Origin of the sequence: Mycobacterium sp. DL99 (assembly GCF_004762045.1) — a bacterium.
Lineage (GTDB): Bacteria > Actinomycetota > Actinomycetes > Mycobacteriales > Mycobacteriaceae > Mycobacterium.
On record NZ_SJOM01000007.1, the window covers coordinates 3,039,850 to 3,057,075 of the forward strand.

Here is a 17,226-nt window from a genome sequence, read left to right on the forward strand (position 1 = left end):
GGTGGGCGTATGCCCCTACCGCTGATCTGGCTCGTCCTGGCGCTGGGACTCGCCGGGGCAGAGGCGCTGACCGGCGACATGTTTCTGCTGATGCTGGCCGGCGGCGCACTGGCCGCGAGCGGTTCGAGTTGGCTGTTCGACCTGCCGCTGTGGGCTGACGGTGCGACGTTTCTCGTGGTTTCGGTGCTTTTGCTGGTCTTGGTGCGGCCCGCGCTACGGCGCCGTTTCGAGATCGGACGAGGGCTTCCCGAACCGGTCAAGGCGCTGGAGGGAAAGTCCGCGCTGGTGCTGGACCGGGTGGCGCAGCACGAGGGGCAGGTCAAGCTCGACGGCGAGGTCTGGACGGCGCGCCCCCTCAACGACCACGATGTGTACGAACCGGGTGACCACGTGACCGTCGTGAGGATCGACGGCGCCACCGCGGTGGTCTTCAAAACGATGTAGTACCGCTTCAAATCGACGTAGTACCCAGGGAGGGGTTCACCATGGACGGTGCCGTAGCCGGGCTGGTTTTGCTGCTTGTGCTTGTGGTGTTCGCGATCATTGTCGTGGCCAAGTCGGTTGCGCTCATTCCTCAGGCCGAGGCCGCGGTGATCGAGCGTCTAGGTCGCTACAGCCGCACCGTCAGCGGTCAGCTGACGCTGCTGGTGCCGTTCATCGATCGGATCCGGGCCCGGGTGGACCTGCGCGAGCGGGTGGTGTCCTTCCCACCGCAGCCGGTGATCACCGAGGACAACCTGACGCTCAACATCGACACCGTGGTCTATTTCCAGGTGACGAATCCGCAGGCCGCCGTGTACTCGATCAGCAACTACATCGTCGGTGTGGAACAGCTGACCACCACCACGCTGCGCAACGTCGTCGGTGGCATGACCCTGGAGCAGACGCTGACTTCGCGTGACTCGATCAATGGCCAGTTGCGCGGCGTGCTCGACGAGGCGACCGGCCGGTGGGGGCTTCGCGTGGCGCGGGTGGAGTTGCGCAGCATCGATCCGCCGCCGTCGATCCAGGAGTCGATGGAAAAGCAGATGAAGGCCGATCGCGAGAAGCGGGCCATGATCCTGACCGCCGAGGGTGTGCGGGAGTCGTCGATCAAGCAGGCCGAGGGGCAGAAGCAGTCGCAGATCCTGGCGGCCGAGGGCGCCAAGCAGGCCGCGATTCTGGCTGCCGAGGCCGACCGGCAGTCCCGGATGTTGCGGGCCCAGGGTGAGCGGGCCGCCCAATATCTGCAGGCGCAAGGCCAGGCCAAGGCCATCGAGAAGACCTTCGCCGCGATCAAGGCAGGCCGACCCACCCCCGAGATGCTGGCCTATCAGTACCTGCAGACGTTGCCGCAGATGGCCAAGGGGGAGGCCAACAAGGTCTGGGTGGTGCCCAGCGACTTCGGTTCGGCGTTACAGGGTTTCACCAAGCTGCTGGGGGCACCGGGCGAGGACGGCGTGTTCCGGTATACGCCGTCGCCCGTCGACGAGGATCTGCCAAAGCCCGAGGACGACAGCGACGAGGTCGCCGCGTGGTTCAACACGGAGACCGATCCGGAGATCGCCCGGGCCGTGGCCAAGGCCGAGGCCGAGGCGCGGGCCAGCACTCCGCCGCTGGGTGCCAGGCCGCCGCAGGCGTCGTTGGAGACCCCGCCGCAGACCCCGCCCAATGAACTGGAGGGCGGCGCGCACCGCGCGCTGTGAGGCGGGCGCGTCAGCGCTGAGGCTGTAGCCGGATCTCGACCAGCGGCAGCGGGGTGTCGGTTTCGGTGATCGGTTGGCCGAGCGATTCTTCGAGGACGAGTTTGAACTGCTGCCACGTCGCCGGGTGGCGCTGCCGGTAGTCGGTCAGGACCTGGTCGGCGCTGCGCTGGTCGAGGACATGCGCGTCGCCGGCCACCGGCCGGTGGCTGCCGAGCCACACCCGGACCTGCGGATTGACGGCGATGTTGCGGAACCACTGGGCTTTCGCGCCGAAACCGGAGGCGACGATGACGGCGTCGGGACCGGGACGGTCCACCACCTCGAGCACGACGTAGCGGCGCGCGCCGGAGGTGCGGCCGATGTGTTCGAGCATCATCATTCTCGCGCCGAGCAACGCCCCCGCCCGCATCCGGTAGAGCCATATCGGGGCACGCACCAGCCGGCGGTTGTGTAAGAGTCGAGCACCGAGATCGGGCAGTGCGCTCATGCGTTGTCTCCCTCCGCCTCGTGCCGCCTCCCCGTCACGCGGCGACCGCGCTCACGGCTCCGTGAATGTGCGCGAGATGCCAACCGATTGAGGCGTGTCGGCCTGCGGACGCGCGCGCTCGCGGTGGTGCAGGCGCATCTCGTACACCAGTCCGGCCACCCCGAGTGCAGCGGTGCTCAGCGACACCAGGACCAACGCCGGGCTGATGTTCCCGGTCAACGCGTCACCGAGGACGACGACCGCCGCCGTGCCGGGGAACAGTCCCACCAACGTCGCCAGGGTGTAGGGCACGACCCGCACGGCAGAGGCGCCCGCGGCGTAATTCAGCACCGAGAACGGCACCACCGGGATCAGCCGCATGGACAGCACCACCGGCCAGCCACGCCGCCGCAGCCGGGTATCCAATGAGTCGATCCGAGGATGGGGCACCAGCCGGTTGAGCTGCCAGCCGGCCGCACGGATCAGGAACAAGGCCAGCACCGCGCTCACCGCGCTGGCAGCCACCGCGATCGCCACGCCCAGCACCGGCCCGAACAGCAGGCCCGCGGCCAGGGTGAAGGCGGTCCGGGGGAACGGGAAGACGGTCACCACGATGTGCGCGCCGAGGAACGCCAGCGGGAACCACGGCCCCACCGAGGTGGCCCAGTCCCGCATCTGCATCGCTGTCGGCAACGGAACCAGCACGGCAACTGCGACGAGAATCACAATGCCTGCCAGCAGCCCGACGATCCGCCGAGGTGGCAACTGGGAGGCCGTCGCAATTACCGCGGCGCGCACCACGCGCAGGGTTCTGACGACGGGTTTCACGTCTTACAACAGTACGGGCCGTCGGCGGTGAACACCGCTGTGCGCTGCCGTGAGTCCACCGACCAGCGGTCAGCGCCGTGATGGCGATCATTTAGCCTGATGGGCGAGTGGGTAGGTCACACGCTGCGATAACAGGAGATGCGGGTGTCGTTACAGGGGACTAGTGCGGTCGAGTCGGACCGCCGGCAGTGGCGGACGGCGGTCGCCGGCGTGCTGGCCAAGAGCAGTCGGCGCGATGTGGCCGATCTGCCGGCCGAGCCGGAACGCCTGCTGGATTCGCAGACCTATGAGGGTTTCGCCATCAGGCCGCTCTACACGAGCCTGGACGCTCGGCCGGAGTCCACCCTGCCGGGGCAATGGCCGTTCGTTCGCGGCGGCGACGCCCTGCGTGACGTGAAATCCGGCTGGAAGGTCGTCGAGAGCTTCCCCGCTGTCGCGGGTAGCGCTGCGGGCACGATCAACGGTGCGGCGCTGGTGGCGCTGACCGAGGGCGCCAGCGCGCTGGCGCTGCGGGTCGGCGGCGAGGGAGGTATCTCCCTGGGCGAACTGGACCGTGTGTTGGACGGTGTATTCCTGGATCTGGTGCCGGTGATCCTGGAATGCACCGGAGCGGACCTGGCTGCCACTGCCGACGCGGTACTGCCCCTGCTCAAAGACCTTGACGACGACCAGCGCTCGCGGTTGGCGATCGACCTCGGCGCCGACCCGCTGACCGCACCGCTGTCCGGACAGCCCGCCACCGACGACGCCGACCTGTTGGCTACCGTCGCCAAGCTCACCGGCCATGCCGGTGGAGTGCGTGCGGTCACCGTCGACGGCCCCGCCTTCCACAACCTCGGCGCCAGCGCGGCATGGGAGCTCGCCGGCACGGTCGCCGCGGCCGTCGCGTACCTGCGGATCCTCAACGATGGCGGAGTGGCGACACCGGATGCGTTGCGGCAGATCAGTTTCCGCTACGCCGCCGATGACGATCAGTTCATGACGATCGCCAAGTTGCGCGTTGCGCGGCAGCTGTGGGCCCGGGTCGCCGAGGTGGTCGGTGCTCCTGAGGCCGGAGCCGCCCGGATCCATGCCGTGACCTCGCTGCCGATGATGACCCAGCGGGATCCGTGGGTGAACATGCTGCGCACCACGCTGGCCGCCTTCTCGGCGGGCGTCGGGGGAGCCGACACCGTGCAGGTGCATTCGTTCGATGCGGCGATTCCCGACGGCCTGGACGGGACGTCGACGAGTTTCGCCCGCCGCATCGCCCGCAACACCCAGCTGCTGCTGCTTGAGGAATCGCACATCGGTCAGGTGCTCGACCCGGCCGGTGGTTCGTGGTTTGTCGAGGACCTGACGGCTCAACTCGCCGACCAGGCCTGGGCGCATTTCCAGGACATCGAGGCGCGCGGCGGATTCGTCGCGGCCCGCGACTACATCACCGCCCAGATCGCCGAGGTCGCTGCACGGCGCAGTGCCGACATCGCGCACCGCCGCACCGCGATCACCGGTGTCAACGAGTTCCCCAACCTCGACGAAAAGCCGCTCCCGCAAGGTGGTTCGGCGTCGTCGATCGCTCGGTATGCGGCCGGATTCGAGGCGCTGCGCGACCGCTCGGACGCCTTCCTGGCAGCGACCGGCGCCCGCCCCAAGGTTCTGCTGCTGCCGGTGGGGCCGCTGGCCGAGCACAACATCCGCACCACGTTCGCATCGAACCTGTTGGCTTCCGGCGGGATCGAGGCCATCAACCCGGGCGCCGTCGACGCCGCATCGATCGCCGGAGCGGTGGCCGATGCCGGTACGCCGGCGGTGGCCGTGCTGTGCGGCACCGACGTCCGCTACGGCGCGGAGGCCTCCGACGCGGTGGCGGCAGCTCACGCCGCCGGCGTCCGCGAGGTGCTCCTGGCCGGCCCGGAAAAGGCCGTCGCCGAATCTGATTCGAAGCCCGATGGATATCTGACCGCAAAAATCGATGCGGTCGAAGCACTGTCGAAACTGCTCACCGGACTGGGGGCCTGAGATGACTGCCACAACAGGATCAGAGATCCGTAGCTTCGCCGACGTCCCGCTGCGCAGTGAAGAGCCGGGTCGGCCCGTCACCCCGGAAGCGGTGACCGAGCACGTTGCAGCGGCCGCCGCTGCCCACGGCTACGCGCCTGAGCAGCTCACGTGGGCCACGCCCGAGGGTATCGACGTCAAGCCGGTGTACATCGCCGCCGACCGTGACGAGGCGGCCGAAGCCGGCTATCCGCTCGACAGCTTCCCCGGCGCACCGCCTTTCGTGCGCGGGCCGTACCCGACGATGTACGTCAACCAGCCGTGGACCATCCGCCAGTACGCCGGGTTCTCGACCGCCGCCGAATCCAACGCGTTCTACCGGCGCAACCTGGCCGCCGGCCAGAAGGGTCTGTCGGTGGCCTTCGACCTGGCCACCCACCGCGGCTACGACTCCGACCACCCGCGCGTGCAGGGTGACGTCGGAATGGCCGGTGTGGCTATCGATTCCATCCTCGACATGCGGCAGCTGTTCGACGGCATCGACCTGGGTCAGGTCAGTGTCTCGATGACCATGAACGGCGCGGTGCTGCCGATCCTGGCGCTCTACGTCGTCGCCGCCGAGGAACAGGGTGTGCCGCCGGAGAAGCTGGCCGGGACCATCCAGAACGACATCCTCAAAGAGTTCATGGTCCGCAACACCTACATCTATCCGCCCAAGCCGTCGATGCGGATCATCTCGGACATCTTCGCCTACACCAGCTCGAAGATGCCGAAGTTCAACTCGATCTCGATCTCGGGCTACCACATCCAAGAGGCCGGTGCCACAGCCGATCTGGAGCTCGCCTACACGCTGGCGGACGGCGTCGAGTACATCAAGGCCGGGCTGGACGCCGGACTGGACATCGACAAGTTCGCACCGCGGCTGAGCTTCTTCTGGGGCATCGGCATGAACTTCTTCATGGAGGTGGCCAAGCTTCGGGCCGGCCGGCTGCTGTGGAGCGAGCTGGTGGCCCAGTTCGAGCCCAAGAACGACAAGTCGCTGTCGCTGCGTACCCACTCGCAGACCTCGGGCTGGTCTCTGACCGCGCAGGACGTGTTCAACAACGTCGCGCGCACCTGTATCGAGGCGATGGCCGCCACGCAGGGCCACACGCAGTCTCTGCACACCAACGCCCTGGACGAGGCGCTGGCGCTGCCGACCGACTTCTCGGCGCGGATCGCCCGCAACACACAGCTCCTGTTGCAACAGGAGTCGGGCACCACCCGGCCGATCGATCCGTGGGGCGGCTCGTACTACGTCGAGTGGCTGACGCATCAGTTGGCGGAGAAGGCACGTGCTCACATCCACGAGGTGAACGAGCACGGCGGCATGGCGCAGGCGATCAGCGACGGGATTCCGAAGCTGCGTATCGAGGAGGCGGCCGCCCGGACCCAGGCCCGTATCGACTCCGGTGCCCAACCGCTGATCGGCGTCAACAAGTACCAGGTGGAAGAGGACCAGGAGATCGAGGTCCTCAAGGTCGAGAACAGCCGGGTACGCGCCGAGCAGCTGGCCAAGCTGCAGCAGCTGCGTGCCGATCGCGACGAGTCGGCGACTCAGGCTGCACTGGCCGAGCTGACCCGCGCCGCCGAGGCCACCGGGTCCGCGGGCGAAGACGGACTCGGCAACAACCTGCTGGCCCTGGCCATCAATGCGGCCCGCGCCAAGGCCACCCTGGGTGAGATCTCCGACGCGCTGGAGAAGGTGTACGGGCGCCACCAGGCCGAGATCCGTACGATTTCGGGCGTCTACCGCGACGAGGTTGGAAAGGGCAGCAACATCGCTACCGCGACGGAGCTGGTGAACAAGTTCGCCGAGGCCGACGGCCGTCGGCCCCGCATCCTGGTGGCCAAGATGGGCCAGGACGGACACGACCGTGGGCAGAAGGTGATCGCGACGGCGTTCGCCGACATCGGCTTCGACGTCGACGTGGGCTCGCTGTTCTCCACCCCGGAGGAGGTGGCCCGTCAGGCCGCCGACAACGACGTGCATGTGGTCGGGGTGTCCTCGCTTGCTGCGGGGCATCTCACCTTGGTGCCAGCGCTGCGTGACGCGCTGGCCGAGGTGGGCCGCCCCGACATCATGATCGTCGTCGGCGGGGTCATCCCGCCCGGGGATTTCGACGAGCTGTACGAGGCCGGGGCGACCGCGATCTTCCCGCCTGGCACCGTGATCGCCGATGCCGCCATCGGCCTGCTGCAGAAGTTGGCGGACCGGCTCGGGTACCAGCTGAGCGAATAGTGGCTTCCGTTCGTGAACTGGCGGCGGCCGTCCGCAGTGGTGACCGCGCCGCGCTGGCGCGGGCCATCACGATGGTCGAGTCCACCCGGGCCGATCATCGTGACCAGGCTCAGCAGTTGCTGCTGGAGCTCATGCCAGACGCAGGCAAAGCCCAACACGTCGGTATCACCGGGGTGCCGGGGGTCGGCAAGTCGACGACGATCGAAGCCCTCGGCATGTACCTGATCGAGGCCGGCCACCGGGTCGCGGTCCTGGCAGTGGACCCGTCGTCGACCCGGACCGGCGGCTCGATCCTGGGGGACAAGACCAGAATGGCCCGCCTGGCGGTCCATCCGGATGCCTATATCCGGCCGTCGCCGACCTCCGGGACGCTCGGCGGGGTCGCCAAGGCCACCCGGGAGACCATCGTGCTGCTCGAGGCGGCGGGCTACGACGTCATCCTGGTCGAGACCGTCGGGGTGGGGCAGTCCGAGGTCACGGTGTCGAACATGGTCGACACCTTCGTGTTCCTCACCCTGGCCCGCACCGGCGACCAGTTGCAGGGCATCAAAAAGGGTGTGCTCGAGCTGGCCGATGTCATCGTCGTCAACAAGGCCGACGGCGAACACGCCATCGAGGCCAAGGCGGCCGCCCGTGAACTGACCGGCGCCATACGGCTGATCTACCCGCGCGAAACGCTATGGCGGCCACCGGTTCTCACGATGAGCGCGATCGAAGGCCACGGGCTGGCCGAGCTGTGGGAGACGGTGCTCAAACACCGTGAGGTGCTCACCGAGGCGGGGGAGTTCGAGGCCAGACGTCGTGCCCAACAGGTGGACTGGACCTGGTCGATGGTGCGTGACACCGTGCTGGACCGGGTGATGTCGCATCCGGGTGTGCGCAGCATCCGCGACGAGGTGGAACGCCGGGTGCGCGAGGGCGAGTTGACCCCGGCGCTGGCTGCCCAGGAAATTCTCGACGCGGCCGACTGACACCTCGTCTACCGCACTTAGGCTGTTCGCAGCGACACCGAAGCGAAAGGCTGGGCTGACCCGGAGATGAGGGACGTGAACGCGAAACTGCGTGCGCTCGTGGCGGCCGCGATGGTCGGTGGTGCGGTGCTGACCGCGTGCGGCGGCGGGGCGACCGGCCCGTCGACCGGTGCACAGCCCACCGTGGCCAAGACCAAGCTGCAAACCATGGCCAAGGAGAAGCTAGAAGCCGCGGCCAAGACCAAGGCCAAGTCCGTGACCTGCGACGACGGTATCGTCGGCAAGGTGGGGGCGACCCAACATTGTGTGCTGACGGCCAAGAACGGCACCAAATATGGCGTCACGGCTACGGTCAAGGCGGTCGAGTCCGGCAAGGTCAACATCGACTTCAAGGTGGACGAGAAGCCGAGTTCCTGACCGGGCGGCCGAGCCTCGGCTAACAGGTAGGTAACGCTTGTAAAATTTGCCGGGGGTCCAGGTAAATTCAAGTGTGTGACCGATCACAGCGGTGAGCGCGACGAGGCGCTCCCACACGGCGTCCAAGGCGCGGCGGACAGGCACTTCTCCTGTACGGTCCGCGGGTTCTCGAAGTTGTTCCCCGGCCGGAAGTACGGCGGCGGAGCGCTGGTGATCCTTCAGGACGGTGAGCCTGTCGTCGACGTCTGGACCGGTTACTCGGACCGCGACGGTACCCAGCATTGGACAGCCGACACCGGCGCGATGGTGTTCTCCGCGACGAAGGGGATGGCCTCGACGGTCGTCCATCGCCTCGTCGACCGCGGTCTGATCGAATACGACTGCCCGGTGAGCGCGTATTGGCCTGATTTTGGGGCCAATGGCAAATCCTCGATCACGGTGCGGCAGGTGATGGCGCACGAGGCCGGGCTGTCTCAACTCAACGGCGTCAGCAAAGCCGATCTGATGGATCACCTGGTGATGGAGAGTCGGGTTGCCACTGCGCCGGTGAACTCACTTCTGTTCGGAAAGCCGGCCTATCACGCGCTGACCTACGGCTGGCTGCTGTCGGGCCTGGCTCGTGCGGTGACGGGGCAGAGCATGCGCGAGCTGTTCCGCATCGAGCTGGCAGAGCCGTTGGGGACAGACGGTCTGCACCTGGGGCGACCACCCGTGCAGGCTCCCACCCGGGCCGCACAGATTCTGCTTCCGCAACGGCGGTGGCCCAACCACGTCTTCGACTTCGTGGCGCCACGGATCGCCGCGCTGAACTTCTCGGGTGCGTTCGGATCGATGTACTTCCCCGGCGTGATGTCGCTGGTTCAAGGCGATACCCCGTTCTTGGACTCGGAGGCGCCCGCGGTCAACGGCGTCGCGACGGCCCGCGGCCTGGCCAGGATGTACGGCGCGATCGCGAACCGGGGCCGTCTCGATGGCGTGGAATACCTGTCTGAGCACACCGTGGCCGGGCTGACCGGTCCGCCCGGCATACGTGCGGACCGAAATCTGGGGGTGCCGCTCGGCTTCCATCTCGGATATCACTCGGTTCCGTTCGGGGTCATGCCCGGATTCGGCCACGTAGGGCTCGGTGGTTCGGTCGGCTGGGCGGACCCGGCCAGTGGCCTGGCGATCGGCTTTGTGCACAACCGCTTGTTGACCCCGATGGTGCTCGACATGGCTGCGTTCGTCGGTCTGAACGCACTGATTCGCAAGGACGTGACTCGCGCCCGTGAGCGGGGATACGTGGCTGTACCCGATCTCGGTGCGGCCCCACACGAGGTGCCCAAGCCCGCGGCGGGGTAGTTCTCTCTTATCGACACGAGCCGGCCTGACGGATGACGTCAGGCCGGCTCGTGTCGTTGCGGGGGGTACGGGCGGGCCTCCGATACCGACCGCGGCCCTTCTACCTGCAGTGATATACATCACATCCAGTCCCATTCATGGGACACCTTTCCTTACTGTGCAGCGCATCTCCGCCGTTAACCCTGGTTCGTTTGCTTCCGGTGCCGATAGTGGGTTCAGTCACGGGTTCAACCGTGACGTGGGCTGAGTCTCAGGCGGCGCCCGGTGGCCGCCTCCGTTGGTGCATCGCCGCGCACAGGGGTTGCGAAATTCTTGCGATCTCCATGATCGCTGCTGGTTGTTAGGTTGCGGTGTCAACAAAACCCATTAGCTGATGCGCTTCTCGGGTACGTAATCGTACCATTATCCGGGTCATGCTTGCGTGGAACATGAATTGGGTTCAACTACGGTTTCGAGAGTTTGCGTGCCGGTCACTGGCTAACTATTTGAAGACAACCTATGAATTTACTGTACGCGGCAAACTGAACACCGTTTTCAAACGATGGACAACCTGTGAATACGTGTTTCAGTGTTCAAAACTAGTGCCGCACTAGTTAGCGGGATAATTTTTCACCGCCATCTGGGAATGCTCGGCTTTGCCATGAAACATGCTGTGGCACAGTAGAAGTAGTGCATTATGAGGTGCCGGGAGTTGCCCTCGTGGGGCCTCGCTAGTGAAATTGACCGGCCCTGCCATTTCGCGAAAATGGATCGGCGTAGCGAACATCGGAGTGTTTTTGCGATCAGATGTTTCCAACATCTAGGTTGGCCCACGCGCTAGGCTACGGAGCCGCGTTGGCAACGACTCGTGCCGGATACGGGGATTCGGTACCGTCCGTTGTGGGCGACGTAGCGCACATTCTTTTCCGCGTTCTAAGTATGTTGATCGATGCTTTGCTGGTCGATCGCATCGAGAGAGGTGAGCCAACTTGGCCGAAACACCAGTCACCCCGATTGCCGTCATTGGCATGGGCTGCCGGCTGCCCGGCGGGATCGACTCACCGGCGGGGTTCTGGCAGGCGCTCCTGCGACGCGATGACCTCGTCACGAAGGTTCCGCTGGATCGCTGGGACGCTGACGAGTATTACGACCCGGAGCCAGGCGTGCCCGGTCGTTCGGTGTCCAAGTGGGGTGCGTTCCTCGACGATGTCACGGGGTTCGATGCCGACTTCTTCGGATACGGCGAGCGTGAGGCGCCGTCCATCGATCCGCAGCACCGTCTGCTCCTCGAGACGTCGTGGGAGGCCCTCGAGCACGCAGGGTTGGCCCCGACCGACGTTTCCGGCTCGCTGACCGGCGTGTTCCTCGGCATGACGCACAACGACTACCAGATGGTGGCCGCCGAGGCCGATGCACTCGACGGCGCCTACGGCTTCGCCGGGACGAACTTCAGCCTCGCGTCGGGTCGCGTTGCCTACGCGCTCGGTGTTCACGGGCCCGCGCTGACAGTGGACTCGGCATGCTCATCGGGCTTGCTGGCCATTCACATGGCGTGCCGGAGCCTGCACGAGTCGGAAAGCGACCTGGCCCTGGCCGGCGGCGCTTCGCTCTTGCTCGATCCGAAGAAGATGGTCGCGGGTTCGGCACAGGGAATGTTGTCGCCCACAGGTCGCTGCCACGCGTTCGACGTCAGTGCCGATGGGTTCGTCTCCGGTGAAGGCGTCGCGATGGTGCTGTTGAAGCGCCTTGCCGACGCGGAGCGGGACGGCGACCGGGTGCTCGCCGTGATCCGTGGGACCGCGGCGAACCAGGACGGCCACACGATCAACATCGCGACCCCGTCGGAGGAGTCGCAGAGTGCGGTCTACCGCGCGGCCCTGGCTGCCGGTGGGGTCGATCCCGTGACGGTCGGCATGATCGAAGCCCACGGGACCGGAACTCCGGTCGGCGATCCCATCGAGTTCGCGAGTTTGGCTGCGGTGTACGGCACCGACGGACCGTGCGCACTCGGTTCGGTGAAGACGAACATCGGACACGCCCAGTCGGCATCCGGCGCGATCGGTCTGATCAAGGCCGTGCTCGCGCTGCAGCACGGCTCTGTCCCGGCGAACCTGCATTTCACCGAATTGCCCGAGCCGATGGCTCGACTCAAGAGCTCGCTGGTGGTGCCCACCGAACTGATGCAGTGGCCCGTCGAGGGGGCGCATCCCCGTCGCGCGGCGGTGTCGTCCTACGGCTTGTCGGGCACCAACGTGCACGCTGTGCTCGAGCAGGCGCCTGACGCCGGGTCCGAACCTGCCGGCGAGTCGAACGGCGACTCCGAGGCCATGATCTTCGCGGTGTCCTCCACCTCCGCCGATGAACTGCGCCGCACTGCGGGCCGGCTGGCCAACTGGCTGACCCATGAGGCCGGCGATCAGCCGTTGCCTGATCTGGCGTACACGCTGACGAGGCGGCGCGCTCATCGGCCGGTCCGAACCACGGTGACGGCGGCGACCGCCGAGGAACTCACCGCAGCCCTGCGCGAGGTCGCCGAGGGCGACGCCGTGTACGAGCCGGCGGTGGGTACCGGCGAGCGCGGACCCGTGTGGTTGTTCTCGGGTCAGGGCTCGCAGTGGGCCGGCATGGGCGCCCAGCTGCTTGCCAATGAGCCTGCCTTCGCGGCAGCCATTGCCGAGCTGGAGCCCCTGATCGCGGCAGAGTCGGGTTTCTCTGTGACCGAAGCGATTTCAGATCCCGAGCCGGTCAAGGGAATTGACCGGGTGCAGCCGACGATCTTCGCGATGCAGGTAGCGCTCGCTGCGGCGTTGAAGTCAAGGGGAGTGCTGCCCGGAGCGGTGATCGGCCATTCGATGGGCGAGGCCGCCGCCGCGGTGGTGGCGGGCGCGCTGTCGCTGCAGGACGGCGTGAAGGTGATCTGCAGGCGTTCGACCCTGATGATGCGCATCTCGGGTTCGGGCGCGATGGCATCGGTCGAACTGCCCGCTCAGCATGTGTTGTCCGAACTCGCCGCACGCGGGATCACCGACGTCGTGATCTCGGTGATCGCCTCGCCGCGGTCCACCGTGGTCGGAGGTACCACCGAACGCATTCGGGAACTGGTCGCCGACTGGGAACAACGGGACATCATGGCGCGCGAGGTCGCGGTCGACGTCGCGTCGCACTCGCCGCAGGTCGACCCGATCCTCGATGACCTCGTCGAGGCGCTCGCGGACCTGACCCCACTCACTCCGTCGGTGCCGTACTACTCGTCAACCTCTTACGACCCTCGTGACGAGCCGTATACGGATGCCGATTACTGGGTCGACAATCTGCGCCACGCGGTGCGGTTCTCGGCCGCCGTGCAGGCAGCACTCGAGGACGGCTACCGGGTGTTCGGTGAGCTGGCCCCGCATCCACTGCTGGTCCACCCGGCCGAACAGGTCGCCCGCAGCCTGGACATCAGCATCGCGGCGCTGCCGAGCATGCGACGCGAGACGCAGATGCCCACCGGTCTGCTGCAGTATGTCGGAGACCTCCACAGCGCTGGTGCGGCAGTCGATTTCGCGACGCTGTACCCGGCGGGCACCCTGTCCGACGCGCCGCTTCCCACCTGGACCCGCCAGCCCCTGACCGTCAGCCGGGATGCCCGCGAGCACGTTCCGGGCGGTGGCCATCTGCTCAGCGTCCACCCGTTGTTGGGCGCGCACGTGGTCCTTCCCGAGGATCCCGAGCGGCATGTCTGGCAGGCCGACGTCGGTGTCGAAGCGCAGCCGTGGCTGGCCGACCATCAGGTCCACAATGTGGCTGCACTTCCGGGCGCCGCGTATTGCGAGATGGCTTTGGTCGCCGGTCGCTCGCTGTTGGGCGATGCCTGCGAGGTACGGGACATCACCTTCGAGCAGATGCTGCTGCTCGACGACGAGACCCTGGTCTCCGCCGAGGCGACGGTGACACCCGAGGGCGCGGTGGACTTCCTCGTCGAGACGGCCAAGCAGGGCGAACGGCTCCGGCGTGCGGCGGCGGTGATCGTCGAGGCCGATCCGTCCGATGTTCCGGCCCGGCACGATCTCACCGAACTCAAGGCCGCCCACCCTCGCCGTGTCGAGGGGGATGGGCTGCGTAAATGGTTCGCGGAGAAGGGCATTCAGTACGGGCCAGCATTCTCCGGCCTGGCGGCGGCATATACCGCCGAGGGTCCGGTCACCAGTGTCCTGGCTGAGGTGGCCCTGCCCAGTGCGATTCGGTCCCAACAGGGCGCCTACCAGATCCATCCGGCCCTGCTCGACGTGTGCTTCCAGTCTGTGGCGGCGTACGCCGAGGGCGAGGATCCGGGCGGGCTGCTGCTCCCGCTCGGCGTGAACAGCCTGCGGGCATCCGGTTCGACCCGGGCAGCGCATTACTGCCTGCTGCAGGTCACCAGCGCCGACGCCACCAGCGTGGAAGCCGATCTCGATCTCCTCGATGAGGACGGTGAGGTGCTGCTGGTCGTTCGGGGCCTGCGCCTGGGCACCGGAATGTCTGAAAGCGGTCAGCGGGAACGCGTCTTCAACGAGCGCCTGCTCGCCGTCGATTGGCAAGAGCAGGAGCTTCCGGAGGTGCAGACGTCCGGAACGGGCCGGTGGTTGCTGATCACACCCGACGAAGCGGATCTGCTGGCCACCGAATTGGCCGATGCGCTCGAACCTGATCTCGGCGACGTGTCGACCGTGGTCTGGCCCGAAGGGGCGAACCACTCGGCCCATGCCGAATCACTGCGCAACCACCTCGACGCCGACTCGTACAGCAATGTCGTCGTGGTCTTGGCCGGCGCGGCGGATGCGGGGGACCGGCAATCGGCTTCCCGGGGTCTGCAACATGTCCAGCGGGTAGTTCACATCGTGCGTGAACTCATCGAGGTCGACGATCAAGCCCCCCGTCTCCATCTGATCACTCGTAGTGCGCAATCGGTGCTGTCCGGCGACGCGATCAACCTCGACCAGATCGGCCTTCGCGGGCTGGTCCGGGTGATCGGGAACGAACAACCGCAGCTGCATGCGACTCAGATCGACATCGATGAGCGGACCGACGCCAAAGACATTGCCCGTCAACTGCTCACCGGCAGCCCCGAGGACGAGACCGCTTGGCGAGACGGCAAGTGGTACACCGCGCGACTGGGAGCGAGTCCGCTGGCTGCCGACGAGCGTCTGTCCACCAACGTCGACATGTCCACCGACGCGGTGCGCCTGAGCATCCGTACGCCGGGTGACTTCGGTTCTCTGGAGCTCACCGCCTTTGAGCGGACCGCTCCCGAGCGCGGTTGCATCGAGGTGAGGGTCGGCGCGTCGAGCCTGAATTTCATCGACGTCCTGGCCGCCTCCGGCCGGTATCCCGGTCTGGCGGAGCAATCCGGAACCCTGGGCCGCGATTTCGCCGGAATCGTCACGGCCGTCGGACCCGACGTCGCCGACCACAAGGTGGGCGATCGGGTCGCCGGTGTGTCGACAACAGGCTGCTGGGGCACGTTCGTCACGTGTGCCTCCGACCTTGCCGTCGCACTGCCCGACGGGCTGGCGACGGCAAGCGCCGCCGCTGTGCCCACCGCACACGCAACGGCGTGGTACGCGCTGCGTGATCTGGCGCGGATATCGGCGCAGGACAAGGTGCTGATTCATTCGGCAACCGGCGGCCTCGGTCTGGCGGCCATCGCCATCGCACGCGAAGCAGGTGCCGAGGTATTCGCCACCGCGGGCAGTCCCGAGCGTCGACAACTGTTGCGCGACATGGGCATCAAGTACGTCTACGACTCACGCACGCTGAGTTTTGCCGATGAGATCCGCCGCGACACCAATGGATACGGTGTCGACGTCGTGCTCAACTCGCTGACCGGGTCGGCGCAGCGTGCCGGGCTGGAACTGCTCGCCTTCGGCGGCCGGTTCGTGGAGACCGGGGTGGCCGATCTCCGCGGCGACGCCAGCCTCACGCCGGCGATGATCCGAGAGGGCCTGTCCTTCCACGCGGTCGACCTGTCGACGCTGAGCCAGCGGCGACCCGACGTCGTCCGTCGTCTGCTGGACACCGTGTTCGGCAAGATTGCCGAAGGCGCACTACCCCTTCCGGAGATCAAGACCTATCCGTTCACCGACTGGGCGGCGGCGATGGAACTGATGGATGCGGCAGGGCATGCCGGCAAGCTCGTGTTGGAGGTCCCGGAGTCGGGATCCGATACGGCCGTGGTGCCGCCCGAGCACGCACCGGCCTTCCGCTCCGATGGCGCGTATGTGATCACCGGTGGACTCGGCGGTCTTGGACGGTTCCTCGCCGAGAAGATGGCGTCGGCCGGTTGCGGCCGGATCGTGCTCAACGCCAGGTCCCAGCCGTCCGCCGAAGCGCTGGTCGAACTCGACCGGATTCGGGGCCTCGGTACCGAGGTGGAGGTGGTGACCGGCGACATCGCCGATGCGGCCACCGCCGAGGCGCTGGTGTCGGCGGCAACGGCCACCGGGCTTGCGCTACGGGGTGTCCTGCACGCGGCGGCGGTCGTGGAAGACGCCACACTGACCAACATCACCGATGATCTGGTGGCCCGAGATTGGACGCCAAAAGCCGTGGGCGCGTGGAACCTCCACGAGGCGACGCGGTCGGAATCGCTGGACTGGTTCTGCTGCTTCTCGTCGGCTGCGGCTCTGGTGGGCTCGCCCGGGCAGGGTGCGTATGCGGCGGCCAACAGCTGGTTGGACGGATTCACCCGGTGGCGGCGCAATGAAGGGCTGCGCTCCAGTGCAATCGCCTGGGGAGCGTGGACCGAGATCGGTAAGGGCACCGGATTCGCCGAGGCCTCCGACTCGGCGATCGTTCCCGACGAAGGTGCACACGCCTTCGAGACGATCCTGCGACACGACCGCGGGTACGCCGGCTACACGCCGATCGTGGGTGTGTCCTGGCTTGCCGACTTCGCCAAGCGTGTCCCGTTCGCCGAGTCGTTCCGTCCTGCCAGTTCCGGGGATTCCGACGCCAGCGGCTTCCTTACCGAGTTGTATGCCACTCCGCAGGACGAATGGCCTTCGCGGTTGCGTCGTCTGGTCTCCGACCAGATCAGTGTGCTGCTGCGTCGTTCGATCGACCCGGACCGTCCGCTGGCCGAGTACGGCATCGACTCGCTCGGCAACCTCGAGGTACGGACCAGGATCGAGACCGAGACCGGGGTGCGGATCAGCCCGGCGGACATCACGACCGTTCGCGGGCTCGCCGACAAGCTGTGCGAGAAATTGATCGCCAGTGCCGACACGGAGCTGACACCGACGGCGTGATGCCGAATTC

Annotated in this window: 10 protein-coding genes; 8 read left to right on the forward strand and 2 right to left on the reverse strand. The window is 66.8% G+C overall.

Translation table 11 applies throughout. From position 1 onward, the window contains the following. The first annotated feature begins 9 nt into the window (after positions 1-9). Both EYZ64_RS15140 and EYZ64_RS15145 read left to right on the forward strand, forming a co-directional pair. Positions 10-444: an NfeD family protein gene (locus EYZ64_RS15140; protein WP_135454361.1), complete on the forward strand. Its 435-nt coding sequence runs from the start codon at positions 10-12 to the stop codon at positions 442-444. A gap of 41 nt (positions 445-485) precedes the next feature. Continuing rightward, entirely contained in the window at positions 486-1,685 is a 1,200-nt protein-coding gene (locus tag EYZ64_RS15145) for an SPFH domain-containing protein (RefSeq protein WP_135454364.1), read from the forward strand. 10 nt (positions 1,686-1,695) lie between these two features. On the opposite strand, the gene EYZ64_RS15150 is transcribed toward EYZ64_RS15145, so the two are convergent. Together EYZ64_RS15150 and EYZ64_RS15155 are read right to left on the reverse strand one after the other, a co-directional pair. Then, complete coding sequence (locus EYZ64_RS15150; protein WP_135454366.1) at positions 1,696-2,172, reverse strand: nitroreductase family deazaflavin-dependent oxidoreductase; 477 nt, start codon at positions 2,170-2,172, stop codon at positions 1,696-1,698. A gap of 51 nt (positions 2,173-2,223) precedes the next feature. Then, positions 2,224-2,979, reverse strand: coding sequence for a TVP38/TMEM64 family protein (locus EYZ64_RS15155; protein WP_135454369.1), 756 nt, complete (start codon positions 2,977-2,979; stop codon positions 2,224-2,226). Positions 2,980-3,117: 138 nt separating this feature from the next. On the opposite strand from EYZ64_RS15155, the gene mutA reads away from it, so the two are divergent. The 6 genes from mutA (at position 3,118) to pks2 (ending at position 17,216) form a co-directional block, all read left to right on the forward strand. Then, positions 3,118-4,980 (forward strand): methylmalonyl-CoA mutase small subunit, encoded by a 1,863-nt coding sequence (mutA, locus tag EYZ64_RS15160; RefSeq protein ID WP_210115514.1) that lies wholly within the window; start codon positions 3,118-3,120, stop codon positions 4,978-4,980. A gap of 1 nt (position 4,981) precedes the next feature. After that, positions 4,982-7,240, forward strand: a complete 2,259-nt coding sequence (gene scpA, locus EYZ64_RS15165; protein WP_135454373.1) for a methylmalonyl-CoA mutase — start codon at positions 4,982-4,984, stop codon at positions 7,238-7,240. Beyond that, positions 7,237-8,211: a methylmalonyl Co-A mutase-associated GTPase MeaB gene (gene meaB / locus EYZ64_RS15170; protein ID WP_210115656.1), complete on the forward strand. Its 975-nt coding sequence runs from the start codon at positions 7,237-7,239 to the stop codon at positions 8,209-8,211. Before scpA ends, meaB begins: the two co-directional genes overlap by 4 nt. Before the next feature lie 66 nt (positions 8,212-8,277). Beyond that, positions 8,278-8,628: a DUF4333 domain-containing protein gene (locus EYZ64_RS15175; protein ID WP_167857840.1), complete on the forward strand. Its 351-nt coding sequence runs from the start codon at positions 8,278-8,280 to the stop codon at positions 8,626-8,628. Positions 8,629-8,703: 75 nt separating this feature from the next. Next, positions 8,704-9,969, forward strand: coding sequence for an esterase/beta-lactamase LipL (lipL, locus tag EYZ64_RS15180; RefSeq protein WP_135454380.1), 1,266 nt, complete (start codon positions 8,704-8,706; stop codon positions 9,967-9,969). 968 nt (positions 9,970-10,937) lie between these two features. Further along, positions 10,938-17,216, forward strand: a complete 6,279-nt coding sequence (pks2, locus tag EYZ64_RS15185) for a sulfolipid-1 biosynthesis phthioceranic/hydroxyphthioceranic acid synthase (protein ID WP_135454382.1) — start codon at positions 10,938-10,940, stop codon at positions 17,214-17,216. Positions 17,217-17,226 lie beyond the last annotated feature (10 nt).